Source organism: Cupriavidus sp. 05T313 (assembly GCF_056396665.1).
The window spans coordinates 1-14,809 of the sequence record NZ_JBFTLX010000172.1 but is presented as its reverse complement, the minus strand read 5'-3'; the positions used below and the strand labels follow the sequence as shown (position 1 = coordinate 14,809).

The 14,809-nt window shown below is 60.9% G+C and carries 16 protein-coding genes and 1 pseudogene; 6 read left to right on the top strand and 11 right to left on the bottom strand.

The features are described from left to right. Both AC1DKD_RS28945 and AC1DKD_RS28940 read left to right on the top strand, forming a co-directional pair. Positions 1-462 (top strand): hypothetical protein (locus AC1DKD_RS28945; RefSeq protein WP_477144003.1); only part of this gene is annotated, 462 nt, incomplete at its 5' end. Positions 463-582: 120 nt separating this feature from the next. Then, positions 583-1,161: a hypothetical protein gene (locus tag AC1DKD_RS28940; protein ID WP_477103805.1), complete on the top strand. Its 579-nt coding sequence runs from the start codon at positions 583-585 to the stop codon at positions 1,159-1,161. 70 nt (positions 1,162-1,231) lie between these two features. Here the strand turns inward: AC1DKD_RS28940 and AC1DKD_RS28935 are convergent, their stop codons facing one another. Continuing rightward, entirely contained in the window at positions 1,232-1,549 is a 318-nt protein-coding gene (locus tag AC1DKD_RS28935) for an H-NS histone family protein (RefSeq protein WP_477103804.1), read from the bottom strand. A gap of 568 nt (positions 1,550-2,117) precedes the next feature. On the opposite strand from AC1DKD_RS28935, the gene AC1DKD_RS28930 reads away from it, so the two are divergent. After that, on the top strand, positions 2,118-3,212 hold the full coding sequence (locus AC1DKD_RS28930; RefSeq protein ID WP_477103803.1) for a hypothetical protein: 1,095 nt from the start codon (positions 2,118-2,120) through the stop codon (positions 3,210-3,212). 210 nt (positions 3,213-3,422) lie between these two features. Here AC1DKD_RS28930 and AC1DKD_RS28925 read toward each other — a convergent pair whose 3' ends face one another. The 6 genes from AC1DKD_RS28925 to AC1DKD_RS28900 all read right to left on the bottom strand — a co-directional run bounded on the left by AC1DKD_RS28925 (position 3,423) and on the right by AC1DKD_RS28900 (position 6,570). After that, the gene (locus AC1DKD_RS28925; RefSeq protein ID WP_477103802.1) at positions 3,423-3,899 is read right to left on the bottom strand and encodes a GNAT family N-acetyltransferase; all 477 of its coding nucleotides are present in this window, start codon (positions 3,897-3,899) and stop codon (positions 3,423-3,425) included. Positions 3,900-4,135: 236 nt separating this feature from the next. After that, complete coding sequence (locus AC1DKD_RS28920) at positions 4,136-4,555, bottom strand: eL43 family ribosomal protein (RefSeq protein ID WP_477103801.1); 420 nt, start codon at positions 4,553-4,555, stop codon at positions 4,136-4,138. Between the two features lie 207 nt (positions 4,556-4,762). After that, a complete protein-coding gene (locus AC1DKD_RS28915; RefSeq protein WP_477103800.1) occupies positions 4,763-5,023 on the bottom strand; it encodes a hypothetical protein in 261 nt (86 codons plus the stop codon). Positions 5,024-5,089: 66 nt separating this feature from the next. Continuing rightward, complete coding sequence (locus AC1DKD_RS28910) at positions 5,090-5,317, bottom strand: hypothetical protein (RefSeq protein ID WP_477103799.1); 228 nt, start codon at positions 5,315-5,317, stop codon at positions 5,090-5,092. Positions 5,318-5,821: 504 nt separating this feature from the next. Then, complete coding sequence (locus AC1DKD_RS28905) at positions 5,822-6,097, bottom strand: hypothetical protein (protein ID WP_477144002.1); 276 nt, start codon at positions 6,095-6,097, stop codon at positions 5,822-5,824. 245 nt (positions 6,098-6,342) lie between these two features. Beyond that, positions 6,343-6,570, bottom strand: coding sequence for a hypothetical protein (locus AC1DKD_RS28900; RefSeq protein WP_477103797.1), 228 nt, complete (start codon positions 6,568-6,570; stop codon positions 6,343-6,345). A 289-nt stretch (positions 6,571-6,859) separates the two neighbouring features. Here AC1DKD_RS28900 and AC1DKD_RS28895 point away from each other — a divergent pair, with 289 nt between their 5' ends. The 3 genes from AC1DKD_RS28895 to AC1DKD_RS28885 are packed head-to-tail and all read left to right on the top strand — an operon-like array spanning position 6,860 to position 9,472. Continuing rightward, the gene (locus AC1DKD_RS28895) at positions 6,860-7,318 is read left to right on the top strand and encodes a hypothetical protein (RefSeq protein ID WP_477144001.1); all 459 of its coding nucleotides are present in this window, start codon (positions 6,860-6,862) and stop codon (positions 7,316-7,318) included. Positions 7,319-7,349: 31 nt separating this feature from the next. Beyond that, positions 7,350-8,405 carry a hypothetical protein gene (locus tag AC1DKD_RS28890; protein WP_477144000.1) on the top strand — a complete coding sequence of 352 codons (1,056 nt, stop codon included), beginning with the start codon at positions 7,350-7,352 and terminating at the stop codon, positions 8,403-8,405. Next, positions 8,402-9,472 carry an RHS repeat domain-containing protein gene (locus AC1DKD_RS28885; protein ID WP_253933405.1) on the top strand — a complete coding sequence of 357 codons (1,071 nt, stop codon included), beginning with the start codon at positions 8,402-8,404 and terminating at the stop codon, positions 9,470-9,472. Before AC1DKD_RS28890 ends, AC1DKD_RS28885 begins: the two co-directional genes overlap by 4 nt. A 60-nt stretch (positions 9,473-9,532) precedes the next feature. Here the strand turns inward: AC1DKD_RS28885 and AC1DKD_RS28880 are convergent, their stop codons facing one another. From AC1DKD_RS28880 to AC1DKD_RS28865, 4 genes and pseudogenes are all read right to left on the bottom strand, one after another. After that, positions 9,533-10,003, bottom strand: a complete 471-nt coding sequence (locus tag AC1DKD_RS28880) for a hypothetical protein (RefSeq protein ID WP_253933075.1) — start codon at positions 10,001-10,003, stop codon at positions 9,533-9,535. Positions 10,004-10,235: 232 nt separating this feature from the next. Further along, positions 10,236-10,907, bottom strand: a complete 672-nt coding sequence (locus tag AC1DKD_RS28875) for an SOS response-associated peptidase (RefSeq protein ID WP_477143999.1) — start codon at positions 10,905-10,907, stop codon at positions 10,236-10,238. Positions 10,908-10,965: 58 nt separating this feature from the next. After that, positions 10,966-14,118 carry an error-prone DNA polymerase gene (locus tag AC1DKD_RS28870; RefSeq protein ID WP_477143998.1) on the bottom strand — a complete coding sequence of 1,051 codons (3,153 nt, stop codon included), beginning with the start codon at positions 14,116-14,118 and terminating at the stop codon, positions 10,966-10,968. A gap of 10 nt (positions 14,119-14,128) precedes the next feature. Then, a pseudogene (locus AC1DKD_RS28865) lies at positions 14,129-14,809 on the bottom strand (DNA polymerase Y family protein); the annotation flags it as partial.

Below are 14,809 nucleotides of genomic sequence, written 5' to 3'. Positions count from 1 at the left end.
GTACACAGCGATATAGATGTGATTGGGATCCATCCGCTGAAAGACGGCCCAGACAAGGTGTGGGTGGTCAGTTGCAAAAGTTGGCAGGGCGGGTTTCGTCCAGAATGGTGGTGCGAAGCGATCAAACAGAACAAGAAGGTCTCGGGACGTGAAGCCTGGAGAGGCTTTCGAGAGCTTGTGAAACCGAAATGGGCGGAAGCCTTTAGAGCTGAAGTGCTTGCCGTGACCGGTGCAACGGCTTTCACCTATGTCACTGCCGTAACGCGACTGCATGGAGATCGAAGCAGCTGGGAATTGAATGCGACATTCCTTGAGAACCTCGCTGGAAATCCGATCCAGATCCTCACGTTCACGGAGATGCTGAAGGACTTGTATAGAACCATCAATACAACGCCGGCGACTTCTGAGGTCGGGCGCGTCCTGCAGTTGATCAAGGCATCAGGTTGGACGATCGGCGACTAGTGGCGTTCCGATCCGATCTTCCGCTGGCTTGCATCCGGGAGAGTCGACGTTGCACTGGGTTGCCGTCGATGACTCAGACGAGAATAATATGCGTGTTCGCCATCGACTTCAAAATTGACTATGCGTAGATCATTCCCTCTGTTAGCCGAAATCGGCTTCACGTGTCTTCTTGCGGGTTGCCTGATTCCGGAAAAATTCGTTGCCTCTGTCACAATGAAGGCAGATGGGGCGTACACGTACAAGTACGATGGTACGGCGACATTTTTGCCGGCGGCAATGCAGATCAAGGGGCAGGGCCCACTGTCCGAGAAGGATGAGCAGGGCCTCAAGCAAGAAGCGAACAAGATGGCCAAGGTCCCTGGCATCCAAAAGGCCAGCTATTTTGGCGCTGGTCGCTACGACCTGGCCATCGAGCGAGATCTGCGTGTGGGGGAATCCGCGCCTGTTCTGAAGGTTATCTCGGTCACGAGGGACAAGGAAGGCGTCTACACGATTGCGCCGGCGGTCCTACAGGAGAAGGATAAGGCTGGTCTTAGAGATCTCGGCATCAGGGTGGATGGCAAGTTCGAGGTTCGCTTGCCATCCAATGCCCAAGTTATCTCCCACAATGCCTCAGGCACGCCAGGACTGTTCAGCAAAGCCTACGTCTGGAATGTTGGCTCGATCGATGCCAATCCAAACATCAGATTCCGGCTCTAAGGGCAGCGCAGCCGTCGAGATGTAGAGGGGTGCGCCGTCGGCGGCAGTGTTTGCTTTCAGGCCTCAGGCCTCAGGCCTCAGGGATCAGAAACCTATCCCGATTCTTGCCGAGCCATACCGGGGCGCGGCCGCGGCCTGACCAGGTGGCACCTGTTTTGGGGTCCAGGTACTTCGGGGGCACTTCAGCTTTCGTGGCAGCAGCGGCTTTCTCGCTCAATGCCGGCCTACCGCGACGGCGCTTCGGTGCCAGATCGTCGGCAGTAAGTTCGTGCTCGGCCATAAGAGCACGGATCTTTTCGATCACGCCGGCGACTTCGGTCGCGCGGACTTCTACAATCTGAGCCTCGATTTTCTCTTTCTCGGCCAATAGTTGCTTGTATGTCGCCATGTTAGCTCTCCGCTGGAAAGGAATAAGCCTACAGTATTTCTTCCATTCGCGCGACGGGGCGGAGGCTATTATTAAATCTGCCTCAATGCAGTGATCTTGCACTTTGATGCAACCACCGCTTTCTCTTGCTGTAGTTCTCGCCAGCGCTTCTCGCACTCGCTCTGGTTGCTAAAGAAAAAATAGTCAACTCTCGCGAGTGAGTCAGGTTCAGTAGGCGCGACGATAAAATACCAGTCGCCGGAAGTGGCACCGTGAACGTCCGCCCGCTGGCCTGGTTGGCCATCGGTTGCGATGTAATGAACGGCGATCACCAACAAGATTGCAGTGAATGCAACTGCCCAACGGACTCGGTTCGCAAGGAGGGAAGCTTTTATCATCTGCAACTCGCGCAAATCATGGCCGGACGAATCGGGCCTCAGGATAACAGCGTCTCAATGCTGCTTGATCCCCCCCGACGGGCGACACCACATCGAACTGATACACTCGATTGGAAAGCTCGGGGATGGCAAGATTGCCTGCTGGCAGGACACCCGAGTAACTCCGAAGGTACCCTATGCAAGGTGATGCGTTGACCATCTCCCGACCACCGCTTTCACACGATGTAATCGAAACGGTTGTCGCCGCTGCGACGGACTCGCGTGGCCACAAGCAACTGATCGAAAAGCTTCGTCGCTCAACAGGTCTGGACCCTGTCTGGCTTGGCAATGTGCGAGACGGATTCTCGCTCGCGACGCCTCATTGTCTTGTCATCGCGCCAGATGGTACTTCCCTCGGCAAGTACCGTGATTGGTTGGAGGGAGAACTTGAGGAAGCCGGCGGCGATCCGGTGGCGGTCTGGCGTAAGCACAAGGACGGTGAGCTACGGTTTGCGGATGCGGAGATTCAGCGCATCTGCTTTGTTGCGCCTTACGGTACGGGGTCAGCGGAGTTCTACCAGATCATCGTTACCCGATATCAACATTGGATCGAGCGGGCACTATTTGGAGCGGATATATACGCCCAACCCAGGTCACTCGATAGCCTGTTGGAACAAACCAGCTGCAAGGGCGCGTCGCTGGATTCGCGTATTCCGTTCGGCGCCCCGTCCTACCATCTGGAGAGAATTGACGATCTCGCGGAGGTGTTGTGCCTTGAGAGCGAGTTGGACGACGCAGAAAAGGCTAAACAAGAACGCGTCATCATCCTGACACGTAATACTCGGACCGGTGAAGAACACTCAGCTCGGTACTTCGATAAGTACCCACAGTTGCGCGACCGCAAGCCGCGGCTGGCACGTTTTTTCGCTGACTGGGATCGATCGAGCGCGGGCCGGAACGGTGCCTCGCTCACTGACCACTGGGTTTTCGAGGTCAGCGACTATACGAACCCGCAGGACCAGTCTCGCCACCTTACAGTGATTCCGGCTTGGACCACGACGCGCAGGCTGCCAGAGGTCAAGGAGAAGCGCCGCGGATCCGTGTTAGCACTATGGGACGAGCTCCTCCGATTCGACGTGCGTGTTGGCCACGCATTTGCCTGGTTCTTCTTCGTGTTGCACGGCAATCGGCTTGGGTCTTGGGCGGGGGAGCAAATCCTGGCCGCGGCCGAGGCCGGCACCATCGTGTTGCCCGAGCACGACTACCGGGTCCTGAAGGATTGGAGCCGCGCGCCATACAGCTTCTGACAGCGGCGTCCCGATCTAGGCGCCTCGGCGCCTGCAGGAAGCCAGCAAGCGCTGGGATCCTTAAAAACACCATGCCATAATAGCAGTTATCCGCATGGAGCCGGGTGGCAAAAAAGGCCGCCCGGAGGCGGCCGTTGGGTTGCAGAATTTTGTTCTCGGCTCGTGGAATGCCGCCCAGCTGCTGCCGCGCCTGGCAGGCAGCCATCGGCTTTAGGGGTAGGTGATCTTCATCAAGTAGCGCAGCGCTGGCAGGCCCGACACTTCATCCGTGATTGCCTCAGTTGCTGCGGTCAAAGTCTCGCCAGCTACCTTCTGCGACGCTAGGTTGTCGGTGCCAACGATTGCTTCGATATAGAACGGCTTGGCTCCATTGCGCCCAAGACCGTGCTTCAGCTCTGCAATGGCGGCGCTCACGGTAGCCTTGGCGTTTCCCTGGGACCGATACACCTCTGGGACGGCGTAGCCGATCTGGAAGCACGGCGCTCCGTTGATGGGCTCAGTCAGTACGAACACTGCCAAGGCGCTTACCGTTTGCCCTTTGAGTCGTACATACGTGAGTCTGAGGGTTCCGTTCGGTTGATCCTGGTGGACGAACAAATCCTGGTCGAGGGCACCGCGCTGCACGTCAATGACGCCAAGAGAAAAATGCTCCTGGAATGATTTCAGGGAGTCGGTGGGATCTGTCATCGGCATAGTAGGCTCCAAGAATTGGCGTGACTGAAAGTCTACAGGGTGTCGATAGTCTGGCGATGGCGCCCGGACATCAGATAGTCGATACTTGTGGCGTGGCCATAGAGGTGCCCCTCATGCCGCCGCCGGCAAATCTCCACCCCTGTGAGGTTACCCCGCTTCCCGAGCATACGGCTAGTTGGCGAAGATCTCGTGGGAACAAAACATGCAAACCAACGGCGGTTGGTCATGATTCACACGCGGCCCAATCCTTCCTTGTTGGCAGCCTCCGAAGATTCCAACAAGCGTTTCTGCTCGGCCATGAGTGCGTCAAACCGCGGATTGCCCTCCTGGGCACTGCCGGCTATGGCCATATCGCTCGTTAGCTTGGCTATCTCTTCCAAACGCTGATTCCGAATGACATTAAGCCGCAAAACCTCTTGATGCATCTGTTCGGCTTGATGTTTGTGAGCCAGCTTCACGAGCCGCTCAATCTCCCCCGGGGAGCGGGCCTCCAACTCGAGATCACCTACCTTAAACCGCACTTTGCGACCATAGCGTGCGCCGATCCAGGCGGTCAGGGCTGTCACAACCGTGGCGGCATACGGTGCTAGGTCCTTGATGGCGAATTCGGCCAGCGGATAGCCCATGGCTGCGGCGGAATCGAATGCCATTCCCCTCTGGGAATAGGAAACTCCAGCAGACCTTAACGCCCCACTAAAAGTGTGCAACTCCGATTGAAACTCCGGCGAGTTCACCTCGGGGTCATCGGCCGCACGCCTCAATATGATCTCCACTCGCATCCCGCTGCTACTCATTACCTTTCTCCCAGTTGCCTTGGATGGGCATTTCTTGATCCCCTGCTCGGGGGGGCGTTTTCCTCATTCGGCGTTGCTTTGGTCACCCCGAGCGCTGCGCTGCAGGTCTGCGATGACGGCCCGGGTCTGCATGTCCGTGTCGATCGCCCGCTCGAATGGCATATCGCTGGGCAGCTCGATGCGCCAGCCGTCGGCATGCGGCTCCGCCAGCGACATTAGATGCCGGAAGCGGCGTGCGTCTTCACGGAAGCCGTCCAGCAAGGTCGCCAGCGTTTCCGCGCGTGCCTTCCAGTCTGTCTTGTCCCAGCTACGGTCCTCGTCCATCGTCGCCCTCTTGGCCGCTGTCTACCCCCGCCGAGGCGTTTCCCGTGGCGTCGATCGCCGGCGACATCACTTGCTCTTGTACAGCTGCACCCAGGCGATGATCTCGCCCAACTGGGCATTGTCCAGATGCTTGCAATTGGCGTAGACGGCGGCCGCCACGCGATTGCGATATTGCTCCGTGGTAGAGCCGACATCCTCATTGCCGTCCATGCCTGGTTGGCCGCCATCGGTCAGAACTCGGCGACCGTAGCGATCAACGAAGTGCGAAGGGCTGACAACAAGCTGCAGGTGCATGACGTTTCTCTTCGGTTGCCGGCCCGAGGTGGGCGTTATCCTCTGCTCCCCAGCTGGAGGCGTTTTCTCTTGGTGCCCTGGCGGGGGCGTTTTCTTGTTTTGGGAGCCGCAGCACGCCGACCAGTAATCGCCGTTATCGGCATGATGGCGAGACAAGAAAAGATCGCCCGGAGACGGCCCCTCTTATTCCAAGGATAGCTCCCTTCCCCCTTGGTGTCCTTTCCAGTCTATCGAGACGAACCGCGTCTTGTATCCGGACTTGAGCAGCTCTGTAGCAACGACATCGAAGGAGCAGCGCCCGTGCCGGGTCTGCACGCCACGCTGCGACCACCATTCCGCATGCTCGACGTCATCAGTCAGATTCTCGCCTCGCTTGACCTGGGGGCGTTGCTCATCGACGGAGGATCGGTCCCAATAGCCCCGGCGCAAATAGCGCCACCCTAGCTGGGTCTCAATCTGTAAGTAGAACCTCATGGACCATCCTTCCCTTGCCGGGGCGCTTTCTCAGCTTTGCGGCTCGGTTTCCGGGTCCGTGAAGCCCACGAGCCACTGAGTCCCATGGTCGAACAAAAAGGCCACCACGGTCCGATGCTTCTGGATGCCATTGGCGACCTTGCTCGCCGTGTGGTGTTGGGGATAGACCTTCGCAAGGCCGGGGGTAGCCGCGTACTGATACAGCAGGACGCCTGGCTGTGGCTCGGTGGCACGAGCTAGGAATTCGTCGCTGTCTGGGAGGTGCACAACATAGCCTATGAACTTGCACGTTTCCGGAAAGCCCATGTTGTCTCGGACGGATTCCGGTGTGGGAATCGATGYGGACGCACCGGCCACTCGTTGGTCACGACTACCACGTCGTTTGGCTTCACCCATCTGTTTTTGCTCCCTAATGCCCCCGACGGGGCGTTTCCATTCAATTCCAACTATCGACATGGAGGGCCGTGCCGAAAAAGCTGCTGGTGGGTGGCCACGTCATCAATTGGAGAGCCGTTCGGCCTATCGTCCAGCGGGGACACCACAGAAGTCGCCTAGTCCGGGCGGACCTGCTGGCAGTGCGCCCAAGCTCGTACGCTGGCGATCCCATGTGTTGAAGCCTCCGGCCGCATTGGCTCAACCATGGAATAAACCGTCACAACCTCGGCGCCGTCTCTTTGCCAATAGACCCCCTCGGTCACCAGGCCATTGGACATCCAGAAAAGATACTGCGCCCCCAGTTCGGGTGGCTTTCCTTCTTTAAAATGCAGTTGGTAGTCCATCTACTTGGTGCGGATACATGGGTGACAGGAACTTTTCCAGTCTTCCTCCGCGTTGTCAAGCTGGCTGGCCTTGTGTGGGTTCCCCAAAATAGTTGACAAGACAAGACGCTCTCTACAAATCAAAGTCCTATCCAACTTTTCTGAGAATTCGATGGCCACCGGTCTCAGAAAAGATGGAGAATCTCCTCCGCGCGGTGGTTCGGCCGCTACCCTGCATCTGCGGTATTGACTTCCCGAGCGAAGTTATGGAGCCTATCGGCAGAACAAAGAACGGGGATAGGGGGAAATAATGACCAGGAAACGCTGCTTCGCACTGGGGTGCGCCCTGTTACTGGCTGCGTTCATTAAGCCTGTGTTCGCGCAACAGCTTTCCGAGTCGGAGCAAGTGCTCGCGGGATTGAAACGCATTTCGAAAAGCGCGGACTACCCTGCCGAACTCACGATTCCCGATCCCTGGATCGCTGCCTTTTGGGAATTGGTGCGTGAAACCCGCGAAACCGGACGGGAAGCAGGGGCCTGCCTTGAACTGACAACGCCCGATGCGATCCAGCAAAGCAGCGAAGCGGCATTGGCGGCCTATCAAGCGCTGTTGTCGAAGCGCGCCACCATGGACGCCGAGGGTTTCAAGCGTGAGGAAACGCGGCTGCGCAGAGCCGTCGACAGTGTAAGCACTGGTGGGCAGGGGCATGCCCGGACTTGGAAAGTCGGCGCGATGCAGGGGCGGCAAACAGCAGTCGGTTCTCATTGAACGCAACGGGGTGAAGTGCGCGGGAGCTGTGTTGGGATCTGTCCACACGCATCCCGAAAAGATATCTATCGAGTCGCTGTCGGACAGGGACTTCACCAACCACATCGCGGAACACCGCTCCGTCAGCATCGTGCTCTACAGCGATCGGATGTGTGCGCTGGTCACCGCCCATGAGCCCGCTGATTCGCGACGGGCGACGGTCTTACCGAGATTCACGGCTACGTGGGTCGCCTATTCCCCCTGGCGCATCGAAGGTTTACACGATGCCGTGATTCGTCACGGGGCACATATGGCCGAAATGTTCGGTAGCGCCTACTACTGCGGCGCGCTGGGCAGCCGCCTGAACCGCATGACGCCGGCTGAGGTCGATCCTGAAAATCCAGTGCTGGTGCTCGCCGCGAAAGCATGGGTCGTCAGCATGAAGAACCGCGCCCCCGGGAAGTGGTCAGCGATCGACTTCCCCTACACCCCTGAAATCGATCCCGGGTTCAAGGCCTATCTCGAGAGAAATTTTGGATCGACGAAGGCCAGATGGGCGTTGGAAGGAACACGCCAGAACCTTTTCGAACAGATCATCCTGGAAATGTACCCCGACGGTGGCTACGCGACAGGGGGAACCTATATTGCAATTCCGGACCAACGGGATGAGTCCAACCTGCCCTATTCGATCTATTTCAAATGCAATCCGTTGGGTGCCGCCCCCCATGCGGGGAAGCTGAATTGCGGTGCCACCTATGGCCTGCGCGGCGAAAAGCTCCGCATGGCCGAGGTGGACTACTCGGAGGCCAATGGCATTGGCACCGCACTCGATCTTGATGGCCGTACACCCGGCAAATACTGGTCGATCGAGGTGAACACCAAGACGGCCGTCACTACCCAGGGCGAGGTCATTGTGCATGACGGCACCAATGCGTTCTTCGAAATCACCGGCAAAGGCTCGATGCAAACGCCGGAAGTGCTCTACGAAGGGCAAATGGTGCATGGAAAGCCCGACGGCAGCGGGAAAGTGCGTCTCGTCGGAGACGATCGCTGGTACTCCGCCACCGCCAAGGATGGCGTTATCACAAAAGGAAACCCGTTGAAATGAAACGCCTGATCCATGCGCTCGTCGCGCTGTCGCTGTGCTCGCCGCTGTGGGCGCGCGCGGAAGTCGACCTGACAAAGCTGACCTACTGGCACGAATGGGTCATGACGCGCACCGACTGGGGCGATCTCGTGCAAACGTATCAGGGAAACAGCTCTTACGATGGCATGTTCGGACTCGGCTGGTGCGCGGCCATGCACGTGTCCGATCCAAAGCTCCGTCTCAGCGGGTTCCACGTCGACCTGGAGCAGTGGCTGTCGCTGCGCGGCCAGGCGATCGTCAACAACCGATGCGGCACGGCCAGCCAGAAAGGCCGTGAAATCATGTTTCTGCCCACATATGCCACGAAGAAGATGCTCAGGGATATGTCCGTGGCGGACTACGTCAAGCAGATGAAGGACGACGAGACGCTTGAATTCATCCAGGTGGGCGTCAAAGCGGAAAGCGCGTCGCTGAAGCTCAGCCGCACCGGAATGCGCATCTTTCCTGTTGGTCGGCCGGAGATGGGTTTCAGTACGGATGGTGTATTGCAGGTTATCGCCGCCACGACCATCGTCCGGGATGCGCGCGGCCGTATCTCTGGGCTCCGGGAAGGCAATACCGATACCATCCGCTTCGCCTACGGCGAAGACAACCACGTCAAGTCGTTCCGTACCGACCAAGACTATCAGGGAACCTTCAAGTACGACGCGAACGGCCGTCAGGTCGAACACGAGAATGCCTGGAAGAAGACCTACCTGTTTGACTTCGACCCGGCCGGACGGCTCCAAAGCGTCCACTGGCCCGACGGCACTCAGGTAACCATGTTCTATCTCGGCAACACCAGCAAGATCGCCAGCTTCCTCGAACGTGACGGCAGCATGGAGACGTACCGGATCATTGAGGGCGACACGTCAACCGAGCGTCGAGTCCTGGCCGCGCGCATGAAGGACGGCGTCAAGATCCATGAATTCGACGCGCAGTACTGGTTCACGGAGAACGGCGACTTGAAACAGGCCCGCGTTCGTCAGCGGACCAAGGACTCGGAGTGGACGGCGCTTGATGAGACCTATTCCCTCCAGACCAATTGACCATCCCACCTCCACCGCCACCTCCACCGCCACCGCCACCGCCAGCGACGCCTACGCCGATCAGTACACTATGCGGCGCGCCGAGCGAGATAGCCGCGCTCGACCAGTACTTGCGGTTAACTCGTTTGCAAAGCCTTCCCGAATCGTCGTCGACTTGACGGCGACGACTGTCTTGTAGCGCCCCGAGGTCGGCTGTCGAGCATAACGGCATCGGCCGCGTGTTCGCCCGATTGATTCGTCGGTGTCGTAGTCGCAGTCGTCACAGTGATAGTCGGCCACGGCATCCGGCGCACAGGCCAACTTTGCACCGCAGCCGGCGCAAGGTTGCCAGACGATCCACTCACCAAAGCGCGCTTTACAGTCGCAGTCTTCCAGCGGGCGCGCGCTCGCGAGCGCAACGATGTCGGTGTCCTTCCATCCGCATTCCGCTTGCATGAAATCCCGCACGGCCTGGGCATCCGGGAAGAACGTGCCATTGAATGCTCCTTGCCCCTGGGGGCGTCTCCGGAAGACCCCTCGACCAGCACGCATGGGGTCTCTCGCCCTGTTTTGATGTCGAACGCTTAATCTCCGGCTGCGAAAGGGAGTATTAGCCGATATGCCGCGGCAGCAAGCCCGCGGCGGACCATCGCCGCTGTACAAAGGTGCGCGCGAAAGTAACTGCGTAGCTGCGTGTGGGATAACAGCGGCGTTCGCCAACCGTCTCCAAGCGGGCATTGGTTGTGCTTACCCGAAGGGCGTACTCGCAGCGTCTGACCCAGGGTCACAGGCCCCTTGTTGCCGTCGGGGCCATTCGGAGTGATCTCGGCGCTGGTTCTGCCTGCATTTGATCGGCAGGGAACTCGCGCAGAAAGCTGCGCGCGACTTCTGGATCCCGGCAGGTCAGCCAGTCGTCCCATTCCGCCCGCGGTACGATCACGATCATCCGTTTTTCCTTGCCCGGGGCGTGGAAGCGGTTCATCAACGGATGCGTGTCCGMGTTGATGGTCAGCATGGTGAAGCTGAACACCTCGCCGCCGGCCTCGCCCGGCCAAGCGCGCCACAAGCCGGCGATGGCGAACTCGGGCTCGTCCTTGAGCCAGATCCGCCAGCGCACGGACTTCGTTTGCCCTGCCTCATAGAACGGCTCGTGGAAACTCGCGGCCGGCACTAGGCAGAGCTGACCCTTCTTCCAAGGGCCGGAGAACGACCGCTTTTCGCCGACCGTCTCCGATCGCGCGTTGGTGGTGTCAAACTTGGCCACGCCCAGTGGGATGCGGGTCTTGGGCACCATGCCGAATGTGCCCATCAGCGCCTGGCGCGTGCCGTCGCCGCCTACGATGATCGGCGCGGCATAGTCTGGCCAGGTCTCCGGCGGGTAGTCGAGGGGTGGTGGCTCGACACCATAGACGTCGCGCAGCAGCTGGGATTGCACCGGAAGGTAGTTGTTACACATTGCCAGCTCTCCAGGAATCCTCGAAATCGTATCAGGAAGCGCGCCTTATCTAGCCCCGTCAGCAAAAATCACGGCCGCTGGTCGGCAGCCGCCCCAATAGCGGCGTGAGGTCTACCATCCGCTGCGCGACAAGGTGCCGAACCTCGCCTTCGCATTGCCATTGCCCGAGGACACCGATCAGGCGTGCCCCAAGGACTTCCTTGCGGTACCGCTCCAATACCGATGGCCACACGATGACGTTCACCGTACCGGTCTCGTCCTCGATGGTCATGAACAGGACCCCGTTCGCGGTCCCTGGCCGCTGCCGCACCGTGACGATGCCGGCGCCACGCGCGAGCTGGCGGTTCTGGTAGCCGAAGAGGGTCGATGCGGGCTCGAAGCGATGCGCGGCAAGTTGTGCGCGGAGCAAGGCGAGTGGGTGCCGGTTCAGTGTCAGCCCCATGGACCGGTAGTCCCCCACGATCTCCTCGCCCTCGCTTGGCGGCGCAAGGGTTGGCAGTTCCTCCGTCAGGTCCGCAGGACGCAACAAGTCCTTGTCGGGCACGGCAACGGAGGCCTGCCACAGGGCCTGGCGCCGGTCTCCGGTGAGGGCGCGCAGGGTGTTCCCCGCGGCGAGCACCTGGATGTCGTGCCGGTCCAATGACGCGCGGCGGGCCAGATCCGTGGTGCTGGTGAATGCGCGCACCGAGCGCGCGTCTTCGATGCGCAGAGCGGCTTCTTGCCGCATGCCACGCAGCAGGGACAGGCCAAGGCGGACCGCCGGCGGCCTGCGCTCGCGCGGCTCCAGCGTCGAATCCCAGCCACTGACGGTGATGTCTGCTGGCAGGACCTCGACGCCATGCCGCTTGGCATCCTGCACGAGCTGGGAGGGGCTGTAGAAGCCCATGGGCTGGCTGTTGAGCATGGCACAGAGAAAAGCCGCTGGCTCGTGGCGCTTGAGCCAGGCACTGGCGTAGACCAGTAGTGCAAAGCTGGCCGAGTGGCTTTCCGGGAAGCCATATTCGCCGAACCCCTGGATCTGTCGGAAGATGCTCTCGGCAAATTCGCGCTCGTAGCCACGCTCGAGCATGCCGGAGATGATGCGGTCGTAATAGCGTTCCAGTCCGCCCTTGCGCTTCCAGGCGGCCATGGCCCGACGCAGTTGGTCTGCCTCGCCGGCGGAGAAGCCGGCCGCGAGCATGGCCACCTGCATCACCTGTTCCTGGAAGATCGGCACGCCGAGCGTGCGCGACAGCGCCTTTTCCATATCCGGGCTGGGATAGGTCACCGGTTCCTTGCCTTGCCGGCGGCGCAAGTAGGGGTGCACCATGCCGCCCTGCACCGGGCCCGGCCGCACGATGGCGACCTCGACGACCAGGTCGTAGAAGGTGCGTGGCTGCAGCCGGGGCAGCATGGACATTTGCGCACGAGATTCGACCTGGAACACCCCAACGCTGTCGGCGTGGCACAGCATCTCGTAGGTGGCAGGATCCTCGGCGGGGATGTCCTGCAGTTCGAATACCTCACCGCGCTGCTCCGAGACGAGGTCTAGCGCGCGGTGGATGGCGGACAGCATGCCCAGCGCCAGCACATCGACCTTGAGCAGGCCTACGGCATCCAGATCATCCTTGTCCCACTGGATCACACTGCGATCCGGCATCGCCGCGTTCTCGATCGGCACGAGGCGCGAGAGTTTTCCCCGGGCTAGCACAAAACCGCCGGAATGCTGCGACAGATGCCGCGGAAAGCCCAGCAGCTGCGTCGCCATGTTGGCCCACCGCTGGGTCAGCTCGCTCTCGATATCGACGCCGCTTCCCGCAAAGCGCTTGAGCAGGTCCGCTTTGCCGTCAAACCAGTGATGGGCCTTCGCAACCAGGTCGACGATGGCGGGATCGACGCCCAAGGCCTTGCCGGACTCGCGCAGGGCGCTGCGCGGGCGGTAGGTTGCCACGGCCGCGGCGAGGGCCGCCCGCGTGCGGCCGTACTTGCGGTACAGATACTGGATGACTTCCTCGCGCCGCTGGTGCTCGAAGTCGACATCGATATCGGGGGGCTCGGCGCGCTCTTTCGAGATGAAGCGCTCGAACAGCAGGTTGCCGCGCGCCGGATCCACCTCGGTGACGCCGAGGCAGTAGCAAACGGCAGAGTTGGCGGCGGACCCTCGGCCCTGGCACAAGATGCGGTTTGAGCGGGCGAAGTTGACTATGTCGTATACGGTGAGGAAGTACCGTTCGTACTGCAGGTCGCGGATCAGCGCCAGTTCGTGCTCGATCTGCGCTTGCACGGCATGCGGGATCCCCTGCGGAAATCGTCGGTGCGCGCCGATGTAGGTCTCGCTGCGCAGGTAGTCTGCCGGGGAGATGCCATCCGGCACCACTTCTTCGGGGTATTCGTAGCGCAACTCATCCAACGAAAATTGRCAGAGATTGGCGATGTGCAGCGATTCGGTCAGCAGCCGGTGCGGGTAGACATTGGCCAAGCGTAGGCGCGAGCGCAGGTGCTGTTCTGCGTTGGGGGTCAGCTGGTACCCGCAATCGGGCACGGCCTTGCCCAGGCGGATGGCGCTCAGCACGTCATGGAGCGGCTTGCGTGAGCGTACGTGCATCTGCACGTGTCCGGTGGCTACAACGCGCAGGTGATTGGCCGCGGCCGCTTCCATGACGCCCGCCCGATGGATGTCGTCCATGGCGCGGTACAACAGGGTCAGGCTCATCCACGCGCGACCCGGGAAGGTGGCSGTGATCCATGCGGCTTGGGTGTCCAGCCGCTCCGCSGGYGTGCAGTACTCCGGCGTGAARATGATCGTGCARTCGGGCAGGCCTCGCAGGTGCGYGTAGKCRCCTTCCGGGGCRTCCAGATCCCGGCGSGTRAGCAGGTAGGCGCCCTTTGCCGTRCGSRTRCGGGCCAGCGTGATYAGCTCGCASAGGTTGCCGTAGCCYTCGCGATTGCGGGCGAGKGCGAYRAAGGAGACRCAGGGGCTKCCGTCYGCATTGACCAGGCGAAACGATGYGCCGACTAGCAGCTTGAGCCCGTGCTTCTTGGCTTCCGCATGTGCCCGGACGATGCCGGCCAACGAACATTCGTCGGTGATGGCGAGCGCGCTGTAGCCCAGTTGCACGGCGCGCTCGACCAGCTCTTCCGCACGGGAGGCGCCTTCCAGGAAAGAGAAATTCGAGAGGCAGTGAAGCTCGGCATAGTCGGGCAAGCCGCCGCCGGTGCGCAGGGATTCCATGCCGCCACCTTCACCCGAACAGCCCGTGCAGGTACCACGTGGCCTCATCGCCGTCCCGGCTGCCCATGCGTTCCTGATAGACCCAGTAATGGGCGTGATCGCGGCCCTCGGCCACGTAATAGTCGCGCGTCACGAGCTCGCCGCTCCACCAGCCGGCCTCGATACGCTCCGGGGGAGAGACCATGCGCAGGGGCGAGCCATAGAACGGGCGGTGGTCGCGGATCAGCAAGGCAATCGGCTTGTCCAGCAGCCAGGTCGGGCGGGGCAGGGCGGGCGCCGCCGCGCTAGGCCGGGGTTTCCCGACGGCCGGCACCCAGGTGTTGGCTACCTCCGGCCGGTAGTCCGCACGCAACTCCGGCCGCAGGATGTTGTAGGCGCCAAGCCGTGCCGCGAGCAGCTCCATCACCCGGGCGTGGTCCTCGGGCGTGCCGCCGGGCTCAGGAAACAGCGATTCGCTCGGCGGCGCCTTGGCCTGCACGTCGGTGACGGACAGGCGCACCGCGATCATGGGGGCATCGACCTGCAGCTGCGCCAGCCGCTCTCGCAGCAAGCGCATCAGGTGATCCTCGCTCCAGCTGGGCTCTGCCAGCGCGATCTCGATGACGGTTGGCGCCAGCGCCTCGCGGCCGCGCTCGTGTTTGAGTTCCACCAGGACTTTGGTGACCGCCAGATGGTGCGCGGCCAGCCAGCC

Coding starts and splice junctions, on each gene's coding strand:
- AC1DKD_RS28920 (WP_477103801.1), bottom strand. CDS start 4,555: ATGGCATTCGATTCCGCCGCAGCCATGGGCTATCCGCTGGCCGAATTC.
- AC1DKD_RS28940 (WP_477103805.1), top strand. CDS start 583: ATGCGTAGATCATTCCCTCTGTTAGCCGAAATCGGCTTCACGTGTCTT.
- AC1DKD_RS28885 (WP_253933405.1), top strand. CDS start 8,402: ATGAAACGCCTGATCCATGCGCTCGTCGCGCTGTCGCTGTGCTCGCCG.
- AC1DKD_RS28895 (WP_477144001.1), top strand. CDS start 6,860: ATGACCAGGAAACGCTGCTTCGCACTGGGGTGCGCCCTGTTACTGGCT.
- AC1DKD_RS28910 (WP_477103799.1), bottom strand. CDS start 5,317: ATGCACCTGCAGCTTGTTGTCAGCCCTTCGCACTTCGTTGATCGCTAC.
- AC1DKD_RS28925 (WP_477103802.1), bottom strand. CDS start 3,899: ATGACAGATCCCACCGACTCCCTGAAATCATTCCAGGAGCATTTTTCT.
- AC1DKD_RS28935 (WP_477103804.1), bottom strand. CDS start 1,549: ATGGCGACATACAAGCAACTATTGGCCGAGAAAGAGAAAATCGAGGCT.
- AC1DKD_RS28915 (WP_477103800.1), bottom strand. CDS start 5,023: ATGGACGAGGACCGTAGCTGGGACAAGACAGACTGGAAGGCACGCGCG.
- AC1DKD_RS28905 (WP_477144002.1), bottom strand. CDS start 6,097: ATGGGCTTTCCGGAAACGTGCAAGTTCATAGGCTATGTTGTGCACCTC.
- AC1DKD_RS28880 (WP_253933075.1), bottom strand. CDS start 10,003: ATGCGTGCTGGTCGAGGGGTCTTCCGGAGACGCCCCCAGGGGCAAGGA.
- AC1DKD_RS28900 (WP_477103797.1), bottom strand. CDS start 6,570: ATGGACTACCAACTGCATTTTAAAGAAGGAAAGCCACCCGAACTGGGG.